The organism is Streptomyces sp. 1-11, from assembly GCF_007176755.1.
Lineage (GTDB): Bacteria > Actinomycetota > Actinomycetes > Streptomycetales > Streptomycetaceae > Streptomyces.
Map to the genome: position 1 here is coordinate 134,134 of NZ_BJTV01000001.1, position 19,864 is coordinate 153,997.

Below are 19,864 nucleotides of genomic sequence, written 5' to 3' on the forward strand. Positions count from 1 at the left end.
CTCGTGCCGCCCATGCGCGCATCACCCCCTGACCATGGGAACAGGCGGGCGCGGCCACGGCAAGAAGACGGTCGGACTCGGCGGACGGGTCCCGGTCCGAGGGGGCGGGAAGGCGCAAAAAGGACTTTCCTACGAGTTACGCATTAGGGTGTACCGGCCCCGGGCGTCCCCCTCGCCCTCGCCGTCCGCCGAACCGCCAGAGACTTCAGAAGCCCGAGGAGCAGGAGCCCCGTGTCAGTCCGTAGGCCAGCCCGTCACACCGCACGTGCCGCTGCCGTCGCCGCCCTGCTGTCGGTGGCCGCGGCCGGCTGCGGGGACCGGGGCGGGCTGGAGGCCGCCGGGGCGACGCCGACCGCGGTGAGCCCGGCACGGCTCTGGCCGGATCTGCGTCCGGCGTCCAGCCCCGCTTACCCGTACTCGGTGGCGACCCGGGAGATCGTCAAGGGCGTCCCGGTGCCCGGTGACGACATCCGCAAGGTCGATCCGGTGGACGTCGTCCGGGCGGAGATCGCCGCGCACCCGGACGACTACGGGTCCAAGGGGGCCTACCACGCGACGGTGGACCGGGTGCGGGAGTGCGAGCCGGGCGGGGTGCCGGCGCGGTGTCCGCTGCTCAAGGCGTACTACCGGGATCTGACCGGGGACGGCCGGGACGAGATGACGCTCGGTTTCCGTCTCTACCCGACCAACCAGACCGCGGTGCGGGTCTACACGGTGGAGAAGCACCGGCTGGTGCAGGTGCTGAGCGACAACGACGCGATCATCGGGGTGGAGCTGGCCGGCCGGGCCCTGATCGAGCGCTCTCCGGCCGGGACCGCCGGGTACGAGTACCGGACCACCTGGGTCTGGGATCCGGACCGGCGGGCCATGGTGTTCTCCAGGGACGAGTTCCTGCGCACCGGCAGGGTTCCGCACGGACGCAAGCCGTCCCGGTCGCCCGCCCCGTCAGCGCCGGCGTCCGCCGGCCCCTCCGCGAGCGGTGGCTGATGAGGCTCGCGCTGCCCCGGTGGGCCGGGGCGCTGGCGGTGAAGGCGGCGGCGTTCATCACGGTGATGAGCTGTGCGCTGGCGGCGCTGCTCGGGGTGCTGGTGCATGTGTCGGTCACCAACCAGACCGTCGGCCGGGCCCGTGACCTGGCGCTGTCCCGGCTGGACGACGCCACGGCGGCGTACGAGGCCGGGGACGCGCTGCTGCCGGGCGCCGGGCTGGATCCGGAGGGGCTGCCCGGGCGGCTGCGGACGCTGGCGGTGGCCGGGAAGCGCGGCACGATGGTCTCCTCGCACCAGGGGCGGCCCACGATGTGGGCGGCGGGTCCGGCCGACGGCCACCGGGCGCTCGCGGTGGAGGTCGACTACTCGCAGCAGGCCCGCACGATCGCGGGTCTCGACCAGTCCATCCTGTGGTCGTCCGCGCTGGCGATCGGGGCGACGGTGCTGGTCGGCGCGTTCGCGGTGACCCGGGTGACGCGGCGGCTGCACGGCACCGCGCGGGTGGCCCGGCGGATCACCGCGGGCGACCTGGACGCCCGGGTGAACGACCCGCGGGCCCAGGATCCGACGCGGCCGCAGGACGAGGTGGCCGCGGTGGCCGCCGCGCTGGACTCTATGGCGTCCTCGCTGCAGGGCAAGCTGCTGAGCGAGCAACGGTTCACCGCGGACGTGGCGCACGAGTTGCGCACCCCGCTGACCGGGCTGCACGCGGCCGCCGAGCTGTTGCCGCCGGGCCGGCCGACCGAGCTGGTCCGGGACCGGGTGGCGGCGCTGCGCACGCTCACCGAGGACCTGCTGGAGATCTCCCGCCTCGACAGCCGGCGCGAGCGCCTTGAGCTGGACTTCGAGGAACTGGGCGCGCTGGCCGGGCGGGTGGTCCGGGCGTCGGGGACGGACACCGAGGTGCGGGTCGTGCGGGACGCGCGGGTGGAGACGGACCGGCGGCGGCTGGAGCGGGTGCTGGGCAACCTGGTGGCGAACGCCCACAAGCACGGGCGGGCGCCGGTGGTGCTGACGGTGGACGGTCCGGTGGTGACGGTGCGGGACCACGGGGACGGCTATCCGCGGTACCTGGTGGCGCACGGCCCGCAGCGCTTCCGCACCGAGGGCGGCGCCAAGGGCCACGGGCTGGGCCTGACCATCGCGGCCGGGCAGGCGGAGGTGCTGGGCGCCCGGCTGACGTTCTCCAACGCCGTGGACGGCGGCGCGGTGGCGACACTGACACTGCCGGAGGCGTGAGGCCGGGGAGGGCTCGGGGCCAAGGGTTCTGCGCGCGCTACGGAACTGCGGGCCCGTGTCGGAGGCGTGAGGCCGGCGAGAACTCGGGGCCCCCCGCGAGACGCGAGCCGCGGGCCCCATGCTGGGGTTCGCTGCCGGCCGCGGTCGCCAGGGCTGATGCGCTCGCCGGGACCGGGCCGGTCACCGAGGCCGGAACCGTCACCGAGCCCAGGACGCTCGCCGTGCCCGCGCGGCGCAGCCGCCGCTGCCACGTCCCCCACCCACCCGGGCGTTCCGCCGCTCGGGGAGCCTGCCCGGTCGGAGTGTCCTGTTTGGGTAAGTTCCGCACATGACCAAGGCCGGAACCGCAGTGGCCGAGCCCCGGGCGCCCGCGCACGGGGTGCGGCTGCCCCGGCGCCGTGGCGTCGAGCTCGCGCTGATCGTGCTGGCCGTCCTGCTGTCCGTGTACGGCTACTGCGCGGTCGGCCTGGCCAGGAGCGGCAGGGTGCCACCGGGGGCCGCCGGCTACGGTGCCGGTCTTGGGGTGCTCGCGCTGTTCGCGCACTTCGTGGTCCGCAAGCGGGCGCCGTACGCCGATCCCCTCCCGCTGCCCATCGGCGTGCTGCTCAACGGGCTCGGCCTGGTGCTGATCTACCGGCTGGACCTGGAGACACCGCACGACCGGGCGGCGCCGGCCCAACTGGTGTGGTCGACGCTCGGGGTGGGGCTGTTCATCCTGGTCGTGCTGATGCTGCGCGACCACCGGGTGCTGCAGCGCTACTCCTACGTGTGTGTGGTCGCCGCGCTCGTCGCGCTGCTGCTGCCGATCCTGTTCCCCGCGGTGAACGGCGCGCGCATCTGGATCAGGATCGGCGGATTCTCCATCCAGCCGGGCGAGTTCGCGAAGGTGCTGCTCGCCGTGTTCTTCGCCGCCTATCTGGCCGCCAACCGCAACGCGCTCGCCTACACGGGCCGGCGGCTGTGGCGGATGCAGTTCCCGACCGGGCGGGTGCTCGGCCCGATCGTGGCGATCTGGCTGCTCAGCGTCGGCGTGCTGATCCTTGAGCGGGACCTCGGCACCTCGCTGCTCTTCTTCGGCCTGTTCGTCGTGCTGCTGTACGTCGCCACCGGCCGCACCGGCTGGATCGCGGTGGGGCTGCTGCTCGCCGTGCTCGGCGCGGTCGCCGTCGGCCGGCTCGAACCGCACGTGGGCGGCCGGATCGAGGACTGGCTGCACCCGTTCGCCACCATCGAGGCCGGGCAGGGCCCCAACCAGCTCTCGCAGTCCCTGTTCGCCTTCGCGGCGGGCGGGGTGCTCGGCACCGGTCTCGGGCTCGGGCACTCGGTGCTCATCGGCTTCGCCGTCAAGTCGGACTTCATCCTGGCGACGGCCGGGGAGGAGCTGGGCCTCGCGGGTCTCGCGGCGATCTTCCTGCTGTACGCCCTGCTCGTGGAGCGCGGCTACCGGGCCGGTCTCGCCCTGCGCGAGCCGTTCGGGCGGCTCCTCGCGGTCGGACTGGCCTCGCTCCTGGCACTGCAGGTGTTCGTGATCGCGGGCGGGGTCACCGGGCTGATCCCGCTGACCGGCATGGCGATGCCGTTCCTCGCCCAGGGCGGCTCCTCGGTCGTGACCAACTGGGCGATCGTGGCGCTGCTGATCCGGGTCAGCGACTCGGCCCGCAGCCAGTACGACGGGCGGGAGGCGGCATGAGCTGCGGCATGAACGAGGGCCGGGCGGAGAGCCGTCCGGCCGGGCAGGGCGGGCGTGAAGCCGCAGCCGGACGCGGAGGGTGTGGCGCCACGGCCGGGCACGGCAGGCGCGGAGCCACAACCGAGCACGGCAGGCGTGAAGCCACGGCCGGACGCGCCGGTCGGCGCCCCCTTGCCGACCGCGAGGGGCGGGCTGCGGGGTGACCGGGTACGGCGGCGGGCGGCCCATGACCAGGTACATCCGGCACTCCTCCGCGTTCTGCGCCCTGCTGCTGACGGCGCTGCTGGCCAACGCCGCCCGGGTGCAGGTGTTCCAGGCCGGCGTCTACGAGGGCAACCCGGCCAACCGCCGTGCCACGATCGCCCGTTATCAACAGCCGCGCGGCGACATCCTGGTCGGCGGTGAGCCGGTCACCGGTTCCACGGACACCGGGGAGCAGCTCCGCTACGAACGCACCTACCGGGACGGCCCGTTGTACGCCCCGATCACCGGGCACGCCTCCCAGCTCTACGGCACCACGTTCCTGGAGGACGCCGAGGACGGGGTCCTCTCCGGCGTCGATCTGGCGCCGCTGCCGCTGTGGACCGACGTGACGCGGGGCGCCACCTCGGGCGGCGACGTCCTCACCACCCTGGACCCGAAGGCGCAGCGGGCGGCGTTCGACGGGCTGCACGGCCGCAAGGGCGCGGTGGCCGCGATCGAGCCGGCGACGGGGCGGATCCTGGCGCTGGTGTCGACGCCGTCGTACGACCCCGCGGAGCTGTCCGGGAACAGCGAGGCGGCGGTGTCGGCGTGGGCCCGGCTCAACCACGACCCGGAGAAGCCGATGCTCAACCGGGCGGTGCGGCAGACGTATCCGCCGGGGTCGACGTTCAAGGTGGTCACCGCGGCGGCGGCGCTGGACGCGGGCGTGGTGCGGGACCTGGACGCGCTCACCCGCTCCCCCGACCCCTACCGGCTGCCCGGCACCAGGACCCGGCTGACCAACGAGGCCGACGGCTGCAGGGACGCCTCACTGCGGGAGGCGTTCAAGTGGTCCTGCAACACGGTGTTCGCCAAGCTGGGCGTGGACGTCGGGGTGACGGGCATGTCGGGCACGGCAGGGGCGTTCGGCTTCAACGACAGGCGGTTGCGGGTCCCCTTCGCCGTGTCCCCCAGCACTTTCGACACCCATGTGGACAAGGCGCAGCTCGCGCTGTCCTCGATCGGGCAGTACAACACCCGGGCGACTCCGCTGCAGATGGCGATGGTGGCGGCGGCCGTCGCCAACGGCGGCCGGCTGCGGACGCCGTACCTGGTGGAGGGGACGGCCCGCCGGGACGGTGAGGCGCTCTCCGGCGGCGGGATGCGGCCGGACCGGCAGGTGATGCGCCCGTCGACGGCCGCCCTGATGAGGGAGCTGATGACCGACGTGGTGCGGGACGGCACCGGCACCAACGCGGCCATTCCCGGCGCCGTGGTCGGCGGCAAGACCGGCACCGCGCAGCACGGCCTCGGCAACGCCGGTGTGCCGTACGCCTGGTTCATCTCGTGGGCGCAGGCGGACGGCGACCTGGAGCCGAAGGTCGCGGTGGCGGTGGTGGTCGAGAACGCCTCGGCGGACCGCGGCGAGATCAGCGGCGGCGGGGACGCGGCGCCGATCGCGAAGGACGTGATGCGGGCGGTTCTGGGCCTGTGATGCGGGCGGTTCTCGGCCTGTGAGACGGGGGTACCGGCCGCGGCGACGGTCGGCATAACGTCCGGTCATGACGGATTCGGGGCCCGTGCACCAGCTCGCCCAGGTGAACATCGCCCGGCTCAAGTACCCTCTGGGCTCGCCTCAGTTGAAGGACTTCGTCGACGGTCTCGACCCGGTGAACGCGGTGGCGGACGCCGCGGACGGCTTCGTCTGGCGGCTGCAGGGCGACTCGGGCAACGCGACCGACATCGCCTTCATGGGCGACGCCTGGCTGATCGTCAACATGTCGGTGTGGCGGGACACCGACGCGCTCGGCGCGTTCATGTACCGGGGACTGCACCGGGAGTTGCTGGCCCGGCGCCGGGAGTGGTTCGAGCGTCCCGGGGACGCGGTGACGGCCCTGTGGTGGGTGCCGGAGGGGCACCGTCCCGATGTCGCCGAGGCGGAGGAGCGGCTGCTGCACCTGAGGGCGCACGGTCCGACGCCGTACGCCTTCACGCTGCGTGCCTCGTTCTCCGCCCCGGAGGGGACGGCGGTCAGCCGGCCGGCCTGATCATCTCGGCGCGGATCCGCAGGGCGTTGCGGGCGGCGGTCTCGAGGTCGATGCCGGCGGTGTCCTTGCGCCGCAGGTCGACCTCGCCCACCACGGCCGCGGTGTTGCCGTCCGCCCAGCTGCAGACCGGGTAGGTGATCGTCACCAGGGCCTGCTTCTGGGTGAGCACCTCGCAGGCGATGGTGGTGTCCGCGCCAGCCGGGGTGACGTCCCGCGGAGGCTCGGCGACCGTCACGCCGTCGGCCTCGCCGGCGCCCTTGAGCATGCCGCTGCGGACGTCCGCCTCGTTCTTGAACCTGCCGTACATACCGGAGACCAGCAGCATGCCCTTGGTGTCGTCGCCGCCCGGGCTGTAGCGGCCCACCACGGCGCTGATGTCCTTGGCGTCCCAGGCGCCGTCGGCCTCGTCCTCGACCTTCTGCCCCTCGGTGCCGGAGAGGTCCTCGGCGAGTTCGTACTTCTCGTCCAGCAGCTTCTGCGGCAGGGCCAGTTCGTGCTCGGCCTCGGGGAAGCCGCTCTCCAGCGCCGCTCCGAGCAGCACGAGTCCCGCGATGCCGGCGGCCACGACTCCGCCCACGATCCCGAGCACCAGACCGACCCGGCTCTTCCTGGGAGGCGGTCCCATCGGCGGCACGCCCCAGGCTGGATAGGGCTGCTGCTGCGGGTAGGGGGCGCCGTAGGGGCCGGGGGGCGGCGGAACCTGTGAGGGCTGCCCGTACGGGCCGGGGGGCGGCGGGGCCTGCGGGGGCTGGCCGTACGGGCCCGGAGGCGGCGGGGGCTGCTGGCCGTAAGGGCCGGGAGGCTGCTGGCCGTAAGGGCCGGGAGGCTGCTGGCCGTACGGGTGCTGCGGGTGCTGGGGCGGCGGAGGCATGGACACGCCAGAACGGTACTGCACAGGGGGTGGGGCTCAGGCCTCGGCCGCCCCCGACTCGATCGCCTCCTCCACCTCGGCCACCCGCTCCCGTTCCTCGGCGGCGAAGCGCTCCGCGTCCAGCCGCTCGGCGATCTCCTCGTCCCGCGCCATGAGCAGGTCCAGGCCGGCGTCGCCCATCTCCAGGACGCCCATGTCGGCATAGGCCCGTCGCAGGCGCGGGCCCCACAGGCCGATGTCCTTCACACAGGGCACGATGCGGCTGAACAGCAGCTTGCGGAAGAGCCTGAGGAACTCGCAGTCCTCGCTGATCCGTTCGGCCTCGGCGCGCGGGATGCCGAAGTTCTCCAGCACCTCGACGCCGCGCAGCCGGTCCCGCATCAGATAGCAGCCCTCGATGACGAACTCCTCGCGCTCGCGCAGTTCGGCGTCGGTGAGCTGCCGGTAGTAGTCGCGCAGCGCCATGCGGCCGAAGGCCACGTGCCGGGCCTCGTCCTGCATGACGTAGGCGAGGATCTGCTGGGGCAGCGGCTTGTCCGTGGTGTCACGGATCATGCCGAAGGCGGCCAGCGCCAGTCCCTCGATCAGGACCTGCATACCGAGGTAGGGCATGTCCCAGCGGCTGTCGCGCAGGGTGTCGCCGAGCAGGGACCGGAGGTTGTCGTCGATCGGATAGAGCATCCCGATCTTCTCGTGCAGGAAGCGGCTGTAGATCTCGGCGTGCCGGGCCTCGTCCATGGTCTGGGTGGCCGAGTAGAACTTGGCGTCCAGGTCGGGCGCCGACTCCACGATCCGCGCCGCGCAGACCATCGCGCCCTGCTCCCCGTGCAGGAACTGGCTGAACTGCCAGGAGGCGTAGTGCCTGCTCAGCTCGCCCTTGTCCCGGTCGGTGAGCTTCGCCCAGTGCGGGGTGCCGTAGAGGGACATCGCCTCCTCGGGGGTGCCGAGCGGGTCGTACGGATCGACCTCCAGCTCCCAGTCGATGCGCCGCTGCCCGTCCCACTGCTTGTCCTTGCCCTTCTGGTAGAGGGCGAGCAGGCGGTCACGGCCCTCGTCGTACTCCCAGGTGAACCTGGCCGCGCCGCTCGCGGGCACCTGCCAGGGGGAGTCTCCCGGCCCGTCGGTGTACAGGTCGCGCGTCGGCATACTTCGCAGGCTCACACGCGGGGGCCGGGTCAACAAGTCGTGCGCGAGGGATTGACGCGCTTGCTGACAGGCAGTCTTATAAGAAGCGGAACGTACCCCCGGGTAACGAGGTGAGGGAGCCATGACGACCCTGACGGAAGCGGACGCGCTGGACGGACTGCGCGACGCGCTCGGCCTGCTCAAGGACCGCGAACAGGTGGCCGAACGACTGCTCGCCTCTTCCGCCAAGCACTCCTTCGACCCGGACAAGGAGCTGGACTGGGACGCGCCCTTCGAGGAGGGCAAGTGGTTCTGGCCGCCCGAGCTGGTCTCGCTGTACGACACGCCGCTGTGGAAGCGGATGGGCGAGGAGCAGCGGATCCTGCTCTCGCAGCACGAGGCCGCCGCGCTGGCCTCGCTCGGCATCTGGTTCGAGCTGATCCTCATGCAGCTCCTCGTCCGGCACATCTACGACAAGGCGGCGACGAGCGCGCACGTGCGGTACGCCCTCACCGAGATCGAGGACGAGTGCCGGCACTCGAAGATGTTCGCGCGGCTGATCTCGCACGGCGGGACGCCCTGGTACCCGGTGAGCCGGGCCCACCAGAACCTGGGCCGGCTGTTCAAGACGATCTCCACCACGCCCGGCTCCTTCACCGCCACGCTGCTCGGCGAGGAGGTGCTGGACTGGATGCAGCGCCTGACCTTCCCGGACGAGCGGGTGCAGCCGCTGATCCGCGGTGTCACGCGCATCCACGTGGTGGAGGAGGCCCGGCACGTGCGGTACGCGCGTGAGGAACTGCGGCGCCAGATGCTGACGGCGCCGAAGTGGTCGCAGGAGTTCACCCGGGTCACCTCCGGCGAGTTCGCGCGGGTGTTCTCGGTGGCGTTCGTCAACCCCGACGTCTACACCAACGTGGGCCTGGACAAGCGGGAGGCGATGGCGCAGGTGAAGGCCAGCGGGCACCGGCGGGAGGTCATGCAGACCGGCGCCAAGCGGCTCACGGACTTCCTGGACGACATCGGCGTGCTGCGGGGCGCGGGCCGCCGGCTGTGGCAGTCCTCCGGGCTGCTGGCCTAGGGGGGACGGTCGCGGGGGCGCCCCGCGCCCGCTCGCGCGCGGGGCGCGGGCGGCGGGCGGGCGCGGCCGGGTGTGGCCGCGCCTGCGCGACTTCTTCACGGTCCGATTACGCTGCTTGGCATGACCCCGCAGGCCGCCACCCCCGCCTACCGCCGGCTCAGCGTCGAGGAGCGGCGCAGTCAGCTCCTCGACGCCGCCCTCTCGCTCTTCGCCCACCGTGCGCCGGAGGACGTCTCGCTGGACGACGTGGCCGAGGCGGCCGGGGTCTCCCGTCCCCTGGTGTACCGGTACTTCCCCGGCGGCAAGCAGCAGCTCTACGAGGCCGCGCTCAGGTCGGCCGGCGAAGAGCTCCAGCAGTGCTTCGACGAGCCCCGCAACGGCCCCCTGCTGCCCCGCCTGTCCCGCGCGCTCGACCGCTACCTGGCCTTCGTCGACCAGCACGGCACCGGCTTCAGCGCGCTGCTGCAGGGCGGCAGCGTGGTGGAGACCTCCCGCACCACGGCCATCGTGGACGGCGTACGGCGGGCCGCGGCCGAGCACATCTACAGCCACCTCGGCGTCAGCGCGCCGGGCCCGCGCCTGCGCATGACGGTCCGGACGTGGATCACGGCGGTGGAGGCCGCCTCGCTGATCTGGCTGGACGAGGACAAGCAGCCGCCGGCCGGGGAGCTGCGCGACTGGCTGGTCGAGCAGTTCGTGGCTGTGCTCACGGTGACCGCGGGCCGGGACCCGCAGACGGCGGACCTGGTCGGCGCACTCGCCGAGGAAGGCTGAGGACGGTTCCGTGAAGAGCGAGGACACCCCGTTCGAGGGCGGACCCCTGGACGGGCGCGTGCTGCCGGTGCTGCTGGGCGTGACCGGCCACCCCCCGAAGACCTACCGCGTCCCGGTGCCGGACGCGGCCGGCGGCCCGCCCACCGTGCTGGTCTACCGGCGCGAGCCGAGGGGGCACAGCAAGCGGCTCGGTCTGGTGCGGGGCTGGAAGTACCGCTACGACCCGCAGGGCGCGCCCGAGGAGCGGCTCAGGTGGCCCTGGTCGAAGCCGGACGGAGCGCCCTCCCGCAAGCCGGACGACCCGGCCGGGTGAGAACATTGGGCCGTCCGGCCCACAATCGGCACACAAGCCCATGAACACGTCTGAATATCACCGTGCGGACGCGGACGGAGGGTCCGTCCGCTCCGTACCGGAGGTGATGACGTGTCAGCAGTGCTCCTGCGCCTGGCCTGTACGGCCGCGGTGGCCGCCCAGGCCGCCCTCGCGCCCGCGCCGGCGGTGGCAGCCGCCCCCGTACCGCAGCCGCAGCAGTCGGTGGCCCAGCTGCTGACGGACCTTCAGCGGCTTTACCGGCAGACCGAGGAGGCCACCGAGTCCTACAACGCGACCGCGGAGCGGCTGAAGCGGCAGCGTGCCGAGGTGACCCGCCTCGACGGCGAACTGGCCCGCGCCCGGCTCGCGTTGCGGGGCAGTCAGGGCGACGCGGGGCGCCTGGCCCGGCAGCAGTACCAGAACAGCAGCGACCTCTCCCCCTACCTCCGTCTGCTGCTCGCCCGCGATCCGCAGCACGCGCTGGACGAGGGCCATGTCATCGGCCGGCTCACCCGCGAGCGCGCCGAGACCGTGGACCGGCTCACCGACGCCGAGCGGAAGCGGGACGCGCTGGCCAGGGCGGCCCGCAAGGCACTGGACGAGCAGCTCACCCTCACCGGGAAGCAGGGCAGGCAGCGCGCCGACGTCACGGCCAGACTCCGCGAGGTCGAGCGGCTCCTCGCCTCACTGACCCCCGAGCGGCTCGCCGCGGTGGAGCGCACCGGGGTCGACCAGGCACAGCTGCGGCTCGCCACCTCCGGCGCCCTCGGCGACGACAGTCCGCCGACCGGCGAGGGCGACCGGGCCGTGCGCTACGCCCTGTCCCAGGTAGGCAAGCCGTACCAGTGGGGGGCGCAGGGCCCGACGTCGTACGACTGCTCGGGTCTCACCTCGCAGGCCTGGGACCACGCCGGCACCCCGATCCCGCGCACCAGCCAGGAGCAGTGGGCCCGGCTGCCGAAGGTCCCGCTGAACCGGCTGCGCCCCGGTGACCTGGTCGTCTACTTCCCCGGCGCGACGCACGTGGCGTTGTACGTCGGGGGCGGCCGGGTCGTGCAGGCGCCGAGACCGGGCCGGCGGATCGAGGTCTCCCCGCTAGCGTCCGCTCCGGTCCTCGGCGCCGTACGCCCGGACGGCCCCCCGCCGGATCAGGCGACCGAGGCCAGGTAGGCGGACGTCTTCTCGGGGTCGGAGAGGCAGCCCACGGCCCTGCGGTCCCGGTCCATCGCGCGCTCCCCGGTCCTGGCGTTGGCCGGCTTCGGCGCGGGCGCGCTCGCCACGAACACCACAGCGGTCGACAGATCGGTCCTGAAAGACGGCATGAGCACATCCCTCATTCAGGAGAGGCCGCCCGATACGGCCTCTCAGGGCCCCGGAATGGCCAACACCGACGGCGACCGCCGGCCCAGGTGCCGGCGGATCGCGGACTCCCTGCGCGAGGCGACGCAGTCGGGCGGGATCGAGAACCGGGCGTTCGGGGTGGACCAAGTCAGCGTGTCCGAGGAGGGCCTCAGCTGAGCGTGTCCGCGGGCACACCCGTCATCCTCATTCGCCGCACCGCGTTCGCGGGCGAGGGCCGCCCCTAGTCGCCGGCGGCCAGCCGGTCGATCTCGGCCAGCACGCGGTCCGCATGCGGACGCACCCGCGCCCGCAGCGCGTCGCTCCAGCTCTCCTCGGAGTAGGGGCAGTGGAGATAGAGCTGCCTGGCGTGTTCGAGGACGGGCCGATGCTCGGGCGGGAGCCGGGCGAGGGCCCAGTCGGCAGCGGCATCCTTCGATTTGATCTGGCCCGTGGCGAGGGTGCTCCAGATGCGGGCGAAGGTCAGCAGGACGTTGCGGGTGTCGCTGTCCAGGCCGTCGAGCAGGCCCGGGACACCCGCCATGCTCGCCCGGATCAGGTCGGCTTGCGGGACCGGGTCAAGGACCTGGGCGGGGCGCGGGCCGGTGAGGGGGTGGTCGCCGAACAGCGCCATGGTGATGAGCAGGGCCAGGTCGGGCATCGGCTCCGGCTGAGGGACCGTGCCGGCCTCGTACTCGGCGCGCAGCCATTCGCCGTAGAGGAAGTCGCAGGTCGGCGGGTATTGCCACGGCCGGACCCTGGACTGGACGACCACGGTTAGCTCGACCGGGCGGGCCCTGTTCCGGGAGCCGGAGATCTGCAGCAGTGCGCCGAGGAGCGCCCGTCGTTCCTGCGCGTCCATCGGCCGCCGGGAGACGACCAGCACGTCCACGTCGCTGGCCGGCCTGAGTCCACCGAGCACCCCGGAGCCGTGGAGGTAGGCGCCGATGGCCTTGCGGCCCAGCACGGCGTCTACCAGTCTCGCGATCTTTTCCACCTGATTCACCGCAGCAGCGTCTCTTGTGATCCGGCGGACTGCACTGCGTTTCTCTCAAGCGGGCCGCAGGGGGACGTCAGGCGTGTCCCCCGCGGGCCCTTGGAGGCGGTAGCCGATGGGACACAAGGGGGAACAGCGGGGGTCGCAGGCCCTAACGGCAGGTCAGCGGAAGGCCGGCTCAGCGGCAACCCGCGTACGCGATCTTCCGAACTGGTGCTGCGGGGTGACGCCCGCTGCTGCCGCGTGGCTGTGAAAGCCTGTGCCTTGACTCCGCCGACCTCGGTTACTGTCTGGGGACCCGAGAGTCGGGCGCAGTGACAGGGAGGCCGGCCGCCGTGTCGATACGCGAGAACTTCGCCAAGCTCTTCAAGACCACGGCCAGGACTCCTGACGGCGACCCGTTCGCGGTAGAGCGCCCGTGCCGATGCTCGTCGCAGTGGCCCGGCTTGGAGACGACGGCGAACGGGTACATGCTCCCGGCTCAGCCCTCCAGCCACTACAGCGTTCTCACGAACCCCGAGGTCGGTCCGTTCGTCGCGCGCTGCCCCGGTTGTCACGCTCGCTATCCCCACCCTTGGGTGATCCCGCAGGGCGCGCCGATGCCTTTCGACTGGGCTCGTGAGACTCCGCCGAGCGCGTGAGCGCCGAGCCGGCTCAGTAAGGACAGAATCTCACTCGCGGCCTGGGAGGCAGGGAGAAGGCCACGCCTGCCCCCTGGGTGCCCGACCGGGCGGCCACAGGCGGGGAACAGCGGGGAACGTCAGCGAGTCGCCCGGACATTCGCAGGTCAGCCTCTTGCCAGGTCAGCCCGGACCCGGTTGCGCGATCTTCCCAACTGGCGCTGCTGCGGGTCCGACCGCACCTAGCAGCTCAGCGGCCCCGGAGCCGCAGCTCGATCTGCCTCTGGCTCAGCTTTGCTCAGTCGGGTGACGAGCAGCATCGCGAGCCTCAGTGATGCGAGTCTGCACATCCATGACCACATCGTGGAGGCGTCCCGGCTGCACGAGTTCGTGCGCCATCCACTCATCAAGGCGAGGACGCAGGTACCTGACGGCCCGAGGCCCATGACGCCGCAGGATTGAGCGGCTGATCGAGATCTCTTCCTGGATCTCCCGACGCAGTTCGTCAGTCCAGCCCTGCTCGCGGTCAGCACGTCCGAGCGGAGCTTCGAGGACGGCCACGGCCTTGCCGAGAAACTCTGACAGATCCATGACTCACCGATCCGGAGCATCGCGAACCATAACCTTGGTGCGCCCCCGTTCCAGCTGCAGCGACGTCGCTGTACAGCAGTGCAGTACAGCGACCGCTGCGACCCCGGACGACCGTTGTCCATCCCGGGCGACTGGTCGACCAGCTCCGTGGGCCTCAGCGACCTTGGTGCCCGTAGTTCGCATCGAGGGGCTGAACACCAGTAACCCCAGCGGCCCCGGAGAGGTATCCCCGGGGCCGTCTGTGGGCCGTGCGAGGGCGGCCGACGTCGCCCGACAGCGACAGACGACGACGGCCGGAGCCCAGGTCAGAGGCCCGTCAGGCGCCGGCGACCGAGGCCAGGTAGGCGGACGTCTTCTCGGGGTCGTAGAAGAAGTTCTCGAAGTCGGCCGGGTCGTTGAAGGCGTTGGCGAAGCGGTCGGCGACGGGCTGGAGCTGGCCGGCCGCGCCGATGAGGTTCAGGACGTGCTCCGGCGGCGGCGCCAGCATGGCGTTCGTCCACTTGGTGACGTGCTGGGCGGTGGCCCAGTACCGGTCGAAGGTGGCGCGCATCCAGTCCTCGTCGAACGGCTTGTCACCGTGTTCGAGGATCGAGGCGAGGTACGCGGCGGCGCACTTGGACGCGGAGTTGGACCCCTGCCCGGTGATCGGGTCGTTGGCGACGACCACGTCGGCCACGCCGAGGACCAGGCCGCCCGAGGGCAGGCGGCCGACGGGGTTGCGCACGGTGGGGGCGTACCGGCCGGCCAGGGTGCCGCCCGCGTCCGTCAGCTCGGCCTTCGTCGCCCGTGCGTACTCCCAGGGCGTGAACTTCTCCATGAGACGCAGGGTCAGGGCGAGGTGTTCGGCCGGGTCCTTGACGCCGTTGAAGACGTCGAGCGGGCCGCCGGGGACGCCCTCCCAGAACAGGATGTCGGCGCGGCCGGAGGTGGTGAAGGTCGGCATGATGAACAGCTCGCCGACCCCGGGGACGAGGTTGCAGCGGACGGCGTCGAAGTCGGGGTGCTCCGGACGCGGGCCGAGCCCGTGCACGTAGGCCACCGCGAGGGCGCGCTGCGGCTCACTGTACGGGGAGCGCTCCGGGTCGCGGGCGAACATCGAGACCAGCTCGCCCTTGCCCGCGGCGACCAGGACCAGGTCGTAGGCGCGGGAGAAGTAGTCGAGGTCGCCGACGGCCGCGCCGTGGATGACGAGCTGGCCGCCGCGCTGGGCGAAGGTCTCCATCCAGCCGGCCATCTTCACCCGCTGGTCGACGGACTGCGCGTACCCGTCCAGCTTGCCCACCCAGTCGATCGCGCGCTGGGAGGGGCCCGGGTCGAAGGAGCCGGGGGCCGCGACCGAGACGCCGAGGCCCTCGATCCGCGGGGCCTGGGTCTCCCAGAAGTTCAGCTGGAGGTCGCGCTCGTGTCCCAGGGCGGTGTCGAACATGCACTGCGTCGACATGACCCGGCCGGAGCGGATCTCGTCCGCGGTCCGGTTCGACATCAGGGTGACCTCGTAGCCGTGCGACTGCAGGCCGAGGGCGAGCTGGAGTCCGGACTGGCCGGCTCCGACGACGAGTATCTTCCGCATGCGGGTGGTGCTCCTAGGTCGGGACTACTCGGGGGTTTCGTCCAGCGCGTGGCCCACCAGGGCCAGAAGGGTCTCGATGGCCGAGATCCGGCGCCGCGCGTCCATGATCATGACAGGGATGTGCGCGGGTATGGTCAGCGCCTCGCGTACGTCCTCCGGTTCGAACAGCTCACTGTCGTCGAAGTGGTTGACCGCGACGACGTACGGCAGTCCGCAGCTCTCGAAGTAGTCCAGGGCGGGGAAGCAGTCCTTCAGGCGGCGGGTGTCGGCCAGCACGACGGCGCCTATCGCGCCGCGCACCAGGTCGTCCCACATGAACCAGAACCGCTGCTGGCCCGGTGTGCCGAACAGGTAGAGCACCAGGTCGTCGTCGAGCGTCAGGCGGCCGAAGTCCATGGCCACGGTGGTGGTCGACTTGCCCGGGGTGGCGGTGAGGTCGTCGGTGCCCTCGCTCGCCTCGGTCATCAGCGCCTCGGTCTGCAGCGGCGTGATCTCCGAGACGGCCGTGACCAGCGTGGTCTTGCCGACGCCGAAGCCGCCCGCCACCACTATCTTCGTGGCTATGGGGGCCTGCGTGCGGTCCTGCTGCCAGGCCTTCAGGTCCTCGTCGGGTTCGCTGAACCCGGCGACGAGGGGGGCGACGCCCGTGGCGTCAGAGACGGCGGAGTCCACTCAGCACCCTTTCCAGCAGAGCGCGGTCCGGGCGGCCGGTGCCGTGACCGGTGCCGGTGCCGTACACACGGATCTTTCCCTGGTCCGCGAGGTCGCTCAGCAGCACGCGGACCACACCGAGCGGCATCTTCAGCAGCGCGGCGATCTCGGCCACCGTGCGCATACGGCGGCACAGTTCGACGATGGCCCGCATCTCCGGCATGACCCGGGTGGTGAGGGAGCCGTTCGTCAGTTCCTTGCGCTCCTCGGGCGCCTCCAGCGCGGCCACGAAGGTCTCGACGAGGAGGACGTGGCCGAAGCGGGTGCGGCCGCCGGTGAGCGAGTAGGGGCGCACGCGGGCGGGTTTGCGGCCGCCGCCGCGCACCGGGAGTTTGTTCGGTGTGCCGCTCATCGGGCGCTCCCCGTCGACTCGGCTTCCAGCGACTTGCGCAGCTCACTGCGGAGTTCGGGGGTCAGGACGTGGCCGGCCCGGCCGACGAAGAGCGCCATGTGGTACGCCACCACGCTCATGTCGCACTCCGCGGAGCCGTGCACGCCGAGCAGCGAGCCGTCGCTGATGGACATCACGAACAGGCTGCCCTCGTCCATCGCCACCATCGTGTGCTTGACCCCGCCGAACTGCATCAGCTTGGCGGCGCCGACGGTGAGGCTGCCGATGCCCGAGACGATGGTCGCGAGGTCGGCGGCGGAGCCCTTGGGCCCCTTCACCGGGCGGGACCGGCGGGTCTGCTCGGCGTGGCCGGGGTCGGACGACAGGAGCAGCAGGCCGTCCGAGGAGACCACGGCGACGGACTGGATGCCGGGGACCTCCTCGACCAGGTTGGTCAGCAGCCAGTGCAGGTTGCGTGCCTCACTGCTCAGTCCGAAGGTACTGGGCGCGGTCAACTGCTTGCCTCCTCGACGGTGCCCCCCGTGGTCTCATCGGTACGTTCTGCGATCTCCGCCTCGACGTCCCGGTAGCCGGCCCGCGCTCCCTGGCGGAACCCGCCGAGCCTGCGGCGGAGGGCTTCGGCGTCGACGGACGTGCCGCGCCGGCGGGGCTGGTCGGCGGCGGGAGCGGTGATCCTGGGTGTGCGCTTGGGCAGGCCCTTGCTGGTGACCGCCTCGCCCTCAGTGGCGGCGGGTTCGGTCCCACCCGCGCCACGCGTGGTGGTGTCGTCGTCGGGTGCGGGCGGCCCGAGCGGGGCGTCCTCGCCGTCGGTGGCCGCCGGCTGGGTGGCGACCTCCGGGAGCAGCAGCTCCATCGTCGTCTCGGCGAAGGTCTCCGCGGGCTCCTTCGGCCTGGTCACGGCCTGCTCGGCGGTCCGCTCCTCCGCCTCCGCCCGCGTGTGCACCTCGGTGTCCTCGGCCGGACCGGCCTCCGCCTCGGCCCCGGCGTTCGCCGCCGCCTCGGCCTCCGCTTCCGCCTCGGCCTCCGCCTCGCGGGCCGCCTTCTCGGCGAGGGCGACCAGGGGGTCGGTGTCCTTGGTGCGGGCGTGCAGGACGTTGGAGTTGGCCTCGGCGTCGGCGCCGGGGAGGGAGAAGCTCTGGGTGTCCGAGAGGCCGGCCGGGCGCGGGGCCGCTGCCGCGGGGGCCTCGGCGAGCAGGGTCCGGGGCAGGACGACCACCGCCGCGATGCCGCCCTGCTTCTGCTCGCGCAGCTGCACGCGGATGCCGTGGCGGTGGGCGAGGCGGGCCACGACGTAGAGGCCGAGACCGAGGCCGTCCTCGCCCTCCTGGTCGTAGGGCGACTCGGGGTCGAACTCGGAGAGGCGGGTGTTGAGGCGGTCCAGGCGGTCGGTGGCCATGCCGATGCCCTCGTCCTGGACGGACAGCATGACCTCGCCGGACTCCAGCAGCCAGCCGGACACCTCGACGGACAGGTCCGGCGGGGAGAACGAGGCGGCGTTCTCCATGAGTTCGGCGAGCAGGTGGGAGAGGTCGTCGGCGACGAAGCCGACCACGTGGGCGTGCGGGGGGAGGGCGGCGATGCGGACGCGCTCGTAGCGTTCGATCTCGCTGACCGCCGCGCGGACCACGTCGACCAGCGGGACCGGGCCGTGGTGCGGCTGGACGTGTTCGGTGCCGGCCAGGACCAGGAGGTTCTCGCTGTGCCGGCGCATGACGGTGGCGAAGTGGTCCAGCTTGAAGAGGGTGGAGAGCCGCTCCGGGTCCTGTTCGCGTTCCTCCAGGCCCTCGATGACGGCCAGTTGCCGCTCGACCAGGCCGAGGGTGCGCAGGGCGAGGCTGACGAACGTGCCGCCGATGCTGGTGCGCAGCCGCTCGATCTGGGCGGCGCTGGCGTCGAGTTCGGCGCGCAGTTCCTCGCGGGCGTCGGCCATCTTCTGCCGCTGTCCGACCAGGTGCTTGCGGTCCGTCTCCAGGGTGGCCACCCGCTCCTGCAGGGTGGCGGCGCGCGCGTGCAGGGCGTTGACCGAGCGGACGACCTGGGCGAACTCGTCGTTGCGGCCGGTGAAGGCGACCGGTTCCTGGCCGGCCGCGTCCTCCGCCTCGGCCAGCCGGGCCGAGCCGCGGCGCAGCACCGACAGCGGGCGGGTGAGGGTGCGGGCCATGGCGGTGGCCACGCCGACGGCGAGCAGCATGAGGGCGCCGAGGACGGCGACGCGGATCTCCAGCGCGGTGACGTCGTCGTCGCGGAGCCGTTCGAGGTCCTTGGTGCGGTGCTCGTAGAGGGCCGACTCGGCGCCGCGCATCAGGTCCACCCGGGCGGACAGGGCCGCGTCCAGCTTCCTGGCGCTGGTGGCGGGCTCGCTGCCGGTGAGGGTGGGCTGGTCGGTGAGGGCGGCGAGGTACTTGTCGGCGGAGTTGACCTCGGGACCGGTGACCGTGGAGTCGTACGCGGCGACGGACGGCTTGGGGGCGGTCTCCCGGAAGTCGGCGAGGGCCGCGTCGGCGCGCAGCCGGGCCTGCTGGGCGGCGGCGGTGAGGGCGTCGCGCTGCTTGCGCCCCTCCTCGGTGGGCTCGCTCGACGTGGCGGGCAGCCCGGTGACGGGGTCGATCACCGTCCGGGTGGTGGACGGGACGCCGAGTGCGGCCAGCAGCAGGCCGCGGGCGGCGGCGGACTGCTGGACGGCGGAGTCCAGTTCGGCGAGCGCGTGGCCGCCGGCGCCGGCCCGCGGCGGCATCCGGTCGGCCAGTTCGCCGGCGAGCCGGTGCAGTTCGGTGATGGTGGCGGAGTACGCCTGGTGGGTCTGCAGCGCGTCGGACTTGCCGGTGAGGGCGGCGTGCCGGACGGCGGCGATCCGGTCGAGGTCGGCGCGCAGGCCGGCCGGGGTGTCCGGGTCGGCACGCAGGTCCTCGGCCTGGCGGTCGACGCGGGCGCTGCGCTGCTCGGTGGGCGCCTTGGACTTGGGGCGGCCCGCGGCTATGTAGGCGGTGACCTCGTCGCGTTCGTCGGCGAGCGAGTGCGCCAGCGCGAGGGCGTCCTGGGTACGGGCGGACAGGGTCACCAGTTCCTGGGAGTCACTGACGTCCTGGGAGGCGGTGAGCAGGGAGGGTGCTCCCGCTCCGGCGATGGCGGCGGCCACCACGGCCACGGCGACGATCAGCCGGGTGCGCACGTGACGGGGCCGGCCGGTGCCCACGGGGGTCTGCTCGACGTCCCCTTCGCCGGCCGTCCGCCTGCCTGTGCGCCGAGGCCACTTCTTCTGCACCGGTGCTCGCATTCCTGAACTCGTCTGCTCAAGGGCCCGGGTGGCGCCCCGTCGTCTCGGGGCCAAGCGGTGCGTACACCCGGTTCATACGGTTTCCGACCCTCCCAGCG

The 19,864-nt window shown here is 72.6% G+C and carries 20 protein-coding genes; 10 read left to right on the top strand and 10 right to left on the bottom strand.

The window, feature by feature from the left end:
* Nucleotides 1-231: 231 nt before the first annotated feature.
* From TNCT1_RS00575 to TNCT1_RS00595, 5 genes are all read left to right on the top strand, one after another.
* Entirely contained in the window at nt 232-987 is a 756-nt protein-coding gene (locus tag TNCT1_RS00575) for a hypothetical protein (RefSeq protein WP_143626965.1), read from the top strand.
* Entirely contained in the window at nt 987-2,228 is a 1,242-nt protein-coding gene (locus tag TNCT1_RS00580) for an ATP-binding protein (RefSeq protein WP_143626967.1), read from the top strand. The genes TNCT1_RS00575 and TNCT1_RS00580 overlap by 1 nt, the downstream gene beginning before the upstream one ends.
* Nucleotides 2,229-2,556: 328 nt before the next feature.
* Nucleotides 2,557-3,918: an FtsW/RodA/SpoVE family cell cycle protein gene (locus TNCT1_RS00585; RefSeq protein ID WP_143626969.1), complete on the top strand. Its 1,362-nt coding sequence runs from the start codon at nt 2,557-2,559 to the stop codon at nt 3,916-3,918.
* Between the two features lie 226 nt (nt 3,919-4,144).
* Nucleotides 4,145-5,596 carry a penicillin-binding transpeptidase domain-containing protein gene (locus tag TNCT1_RS00590; protein ID WP_143626971.1) on the top strand — a complete coding sequence of 484 codons (1,452 nt, stop codon included), beginning with the start codon at nt 4,145-4,147 and terminating at the stop codon, nt 5,594-5,596.
* Between the two features lie 67 nt (nt 5,597-5,663).
* Nucleotides 5,664-6,149, top strand: coding sequence for a DUF3291 domain-containing protein (locus TNCT1_RS00595; protein ID WP_143626973.1), 486 nt, complete (start codon nt 5,664-5,666; stop codon nt 6,147-6,149).
* On the opposite strand, the gene TNCT1_RS00600 is transcribed toward TNCT1_RS00595, so the two are convergent.
* Together TNCT1_RS00600 and TNCT1_RS00605 are read right to left on the bottom strand one after the other, a co-directional pair.
* Complete coding sequence (locus tag TNCT1_RS00600; protein ID WP_308789268.1) at nt 6,133-7,020, bottom strand: hypothetical protein; 888 nt, start codon at nt 7,018-7,020, stop codon at nt 6,133-6,135. The genes TNCT1_RS00595 and TNCT1_RS00600 overlap by 17 nt on opposite strands.
* 36 nt (nt 7,021-7,056) lie before the next feature.
* Nucleotides 7,057-8,166, bottom strand: a complete 1,110-nt coding sequence (locus TNCT1_RS00605; RefSeq protein ID WP_143626977.1) for a ferritin-like domain-containing protein — start codon at nt 8,164-8,166, stop codon at nt 7,057-7,059.
* A gap of 121 nt (nt 8,167-8,287) precedes the next feature.
* Between TNCT1_RS00605 and TNCT1_RS00610 the strand changes: the two genes are divergently transcribed.
* The 4 genes from TNCT1_RS00610 to TNCT1_RS00625 all read left to right on the top strand — a co-directional run bounded on the left by TNCT1_RS00610 (nt 8,288) and on the right by TNCT1_RS00625 (nt 11,483).
* Nucleotides 8,288-9,226: a diiron oxygenase gene (locus tag TNCT1_RS00610; protein WP_143626980.1), complete on the top strand. Its 939-nt coding sequence runs from the start codon at nt 8,288-8,290 to the stop codon at nt 9,224-9,226.
* Between the two features lie 120 nt (nt 9,227-9,346).
* Nucleotides 9,347-10,000: a TetR/AcrR family transcriptional regulator gene (locus TNCT1_RS00615; protein ID WP_143626982.1), complete on the top strand. Its 654-nt coding sequence runs from the start codon at nt 9,347-9,349 to the stop codon at nt 9,998-10,000.
* Nucleotides 10,001-10,010: 10 nt separating this feature from the next.
* Entirely contained in the window at nt 10,011-10,313 is a 303-nt protein-coding gene (locus tag TNCT1_RS00620) for a hypothetical protein (RefSeq protein ID WP_143626985.1), read from the top strand.
* 111 nt (nt 10,314-10,424) lie between these two features.
* Nucleotides 10,425-11,483, top strand: coding sequence for a C40 family peptidase (locus TNCT1_RS00625; protein ID WP_143626987.1), 1,059 nt, complete (start codon nt 10,425-10,427; stop codon nt 11,481-11,483).
* Here the strand turns inward: TNCT1_RS00625 and TNCT1_RS35445 are convergent.
* Nucleotides 11,462-11,635 (bottom strand): hypothetical protein, encoded by a 174-nt coding sequence (locus tag TNCT1_RS35445; RefSeq protein ID WP_160160368.1) that lies wholly within the window; start codon nt 11,633-11,635, stop codon nt 11,462-11,464. The two genes, TNCT1_RS00625 and TNCT1_RS35445, sit on opposite strands and share 22 nt — an antisense overlap.
* A gap of 55 nt (nt 11,636-11,690) precedes the next feature.
* Between TNCT1_RS35445 and TNCT1_RS35450 the strand changes: the two genes are divergently transcribed.
* Nucleotides 11,691-11,831, top strand: coding sequence for a hypothetical protein (locus tag TNCT1_RS35450; RefSeq protein WP_160160369.1), 141 nt, complete (start codon nt 11,691-11,693; stop codon nt 11,829-11,831).
* Nucleotides 11,832-11,895: 64 nt separating this feature from the next.
* Here TNCT1_RS35450 and TNCT1_RS00635 read toward each other — a convergent pair whose 3' ends face one another.
* The 7 genes from TNCT1_RS00635 to TNCT1_RS00665 all read right to left on the bottom strand — a co-directional run bounded on the left by TNCT1_RS00635 (nt 11,896) and on the right by TNCT1_RS00665 (nt 19,754).
* Nucleotides 11,896-12,657, bottom strand: a complete 762-nt coding sequence (locus TNCT1_RS00635; protein ID WP_143626989.1) for an aminoglycoside adenylyltransferase family protein — start codon at nt 12,655-12,657, stop codon at nt 11,896-11,898.
* Between the two features lie 899 nt (nt 12,658-13,556).
* Nucleotides 13,557-13,859 (bottom strand): hypothetical protein, encoded by a 303-nt coding sequence (locus TNCT1_RS00640; RefSeq protein ID WP_143626991.1) that lies wholly within the window; start codon nt 13,857-13,859, stop codon nt 13,557-13,559.
* A 316-nt stretch (nt 13,860-14,175) separates the two neighbouring features.
* Entirely contained in the window at nt 14,176-15,429 is a 1,254-nt protein-coding gene (locus TNCT1_RS00645) for a styrene monooxygenase/indole monooxygenase family protein (protein ID WP_143626993.1), read from the bottom strand.
* A gap of 24 nt (nt 15,430-15,453) precedes the next feature.
* Complete coding sequence (locus TNCT1_RS00650) at nt 15,454-16,101, bottom strand: ATP/GTP-binding protein (protein WP_143626995.1); 648 nt, start codon at nt 16,099-16,101, stop codon at nt 15,454-15,456.
* The gene (locus TNCT1_RS00655; protein ID WP_143626997.1) at nt 16,082-16,492 is read right to left on the bottom strand and encodes a DUF742 domain-containing protein; all 411 of its coding nucleotides are present in this window, start codon (nt 16,490-16,492) and stop codon (nt 16,082-16,084) included. Before TNCT1_RS00655 ends, TNCT1_RS00650 begins: the two co-directional genes overlap by 20 nt.
* Nucleotides 16,489-16,986, bottom strand: a complete 498-nt coding sequence (locus TNCT1_RS00660; protein ID WP_143626999.1) for a roadblock/LC7 domain-containing protein — start codon at nt 16,984-16,986, stop codon at nt 16,489-16,491. Before TNCT1_RS00660 ends, TNCT1_RS00655 begins: the two co-directional genes overlap by 4 nt.
* Nucleotides 16,983-19,754, bottom strand: a complete 2,772-nt coding sequence (locus TNCT1_RS00665) for a nitrate- and nitrite sensing domain-containing protein (RefSeq protein WP_235902239.1) — start codon at nt 19,752-19,754, stop codon at nt 16,983-16,985. The genes TNCT1_RS00660 and TNCT1_RS00665 overlap by 4 nt, the downstream gene beginning before the upstream one ends.
* Between the last annotated feature and the right edge of the window lie 110 nt (nt 19,755-19,864).

Coding starts and splice junctions, on each gene's coding strand:
- TNCT1_RS00580 (WP_143626967.1), top strand. CDS start 987: ATGAGGCTCGCGCTGCCCCGGTGGGCCGGGGCGCTGGCGGTGAAGGCG.
- TNCT1_RS00585 (WP_143626969.1), top strand. CDS start 2,557: ATGACCAAGGCCGGAACCGCAGTGGCCGAGCCCCGGGCGCCCGCGCAC.
- TNCT1_RS00590 (WP_143626971.1), top strand. CDS start 4,145: ATGACCAGGTACATCCGGCACTCCTCCGCGTTCTGCGCCCTGCTGCTG.
- TNCT1_RS00595 (WP_143626973.1), top strand. CDS start 5,664: ATGACGGATTCGGGGCCCGTGCACCAGCTCGCCCAGGTGAACATCGCC.
- TNCT1_RS00600 (WP_308789268.1), bottom strand. CDS start 7,020: ATGCCTCCGCCGCCCCAGCACCCGCAGCACCCGTACGGCCAGCAGCCT.
- TNCT1_RS00605 (WP_143626977.1), bottom strand. CDS start 8,166: ATGCCGACGCGCGACCTGTACACCGACGGGCCGGGAGACTCCCCCTGG.
- TNCT1_RS00610 (WP_143626980.1), top strand. CDS start 8,288: ATGACGACCCTGACGGAAGCGGACGCGCTGGACGGACTGCGCGACGCG.
- TNCT1_RS00615 (WP_143626982.1), top strand. CDS start 9,347: ATGACCCCGCAGGCCGCCACCCCCGCCTACCGCCGGCTCAGCGTCGAG.
- TNCT1_RS35445 (WP_160160368.1), bottom strand. CDS start 11,635: ATGCCGTCTTTCAGGACCGATCTGTCGACCGCTGTGGTGTTCGTGGCG.
- TNCT1_RS35450 (WP_160160369.1), top strand. CDS start 11,691: ATGGCCAACACCGACGGCGACCGCCGGCCCAGGTGCCGGCGGATCGCG.
- TNCT1_RS00640 (WP_143626991.1), bottom strand. CDS start 13,859: ATGGATCTGTCAGAGTTTCTCGGCAAGGCCGTGGCCGTCCTCGAAGCT.
- TNCT1_RS00645 (WP_143626993.1), bottom strand. CDS start 15,429: ATGCGGAAGATACTCGTCGTCGGAGCCGGCCAGTCCGGACTCCAGCTC.
- TNCT1_RS00655 (WP_143626997.1), bottom strand. CDS start 16,492: ATGAGCGGCACACCGAACAAACTCCCGGTGCGCGGCGGCGGCCGCAAA.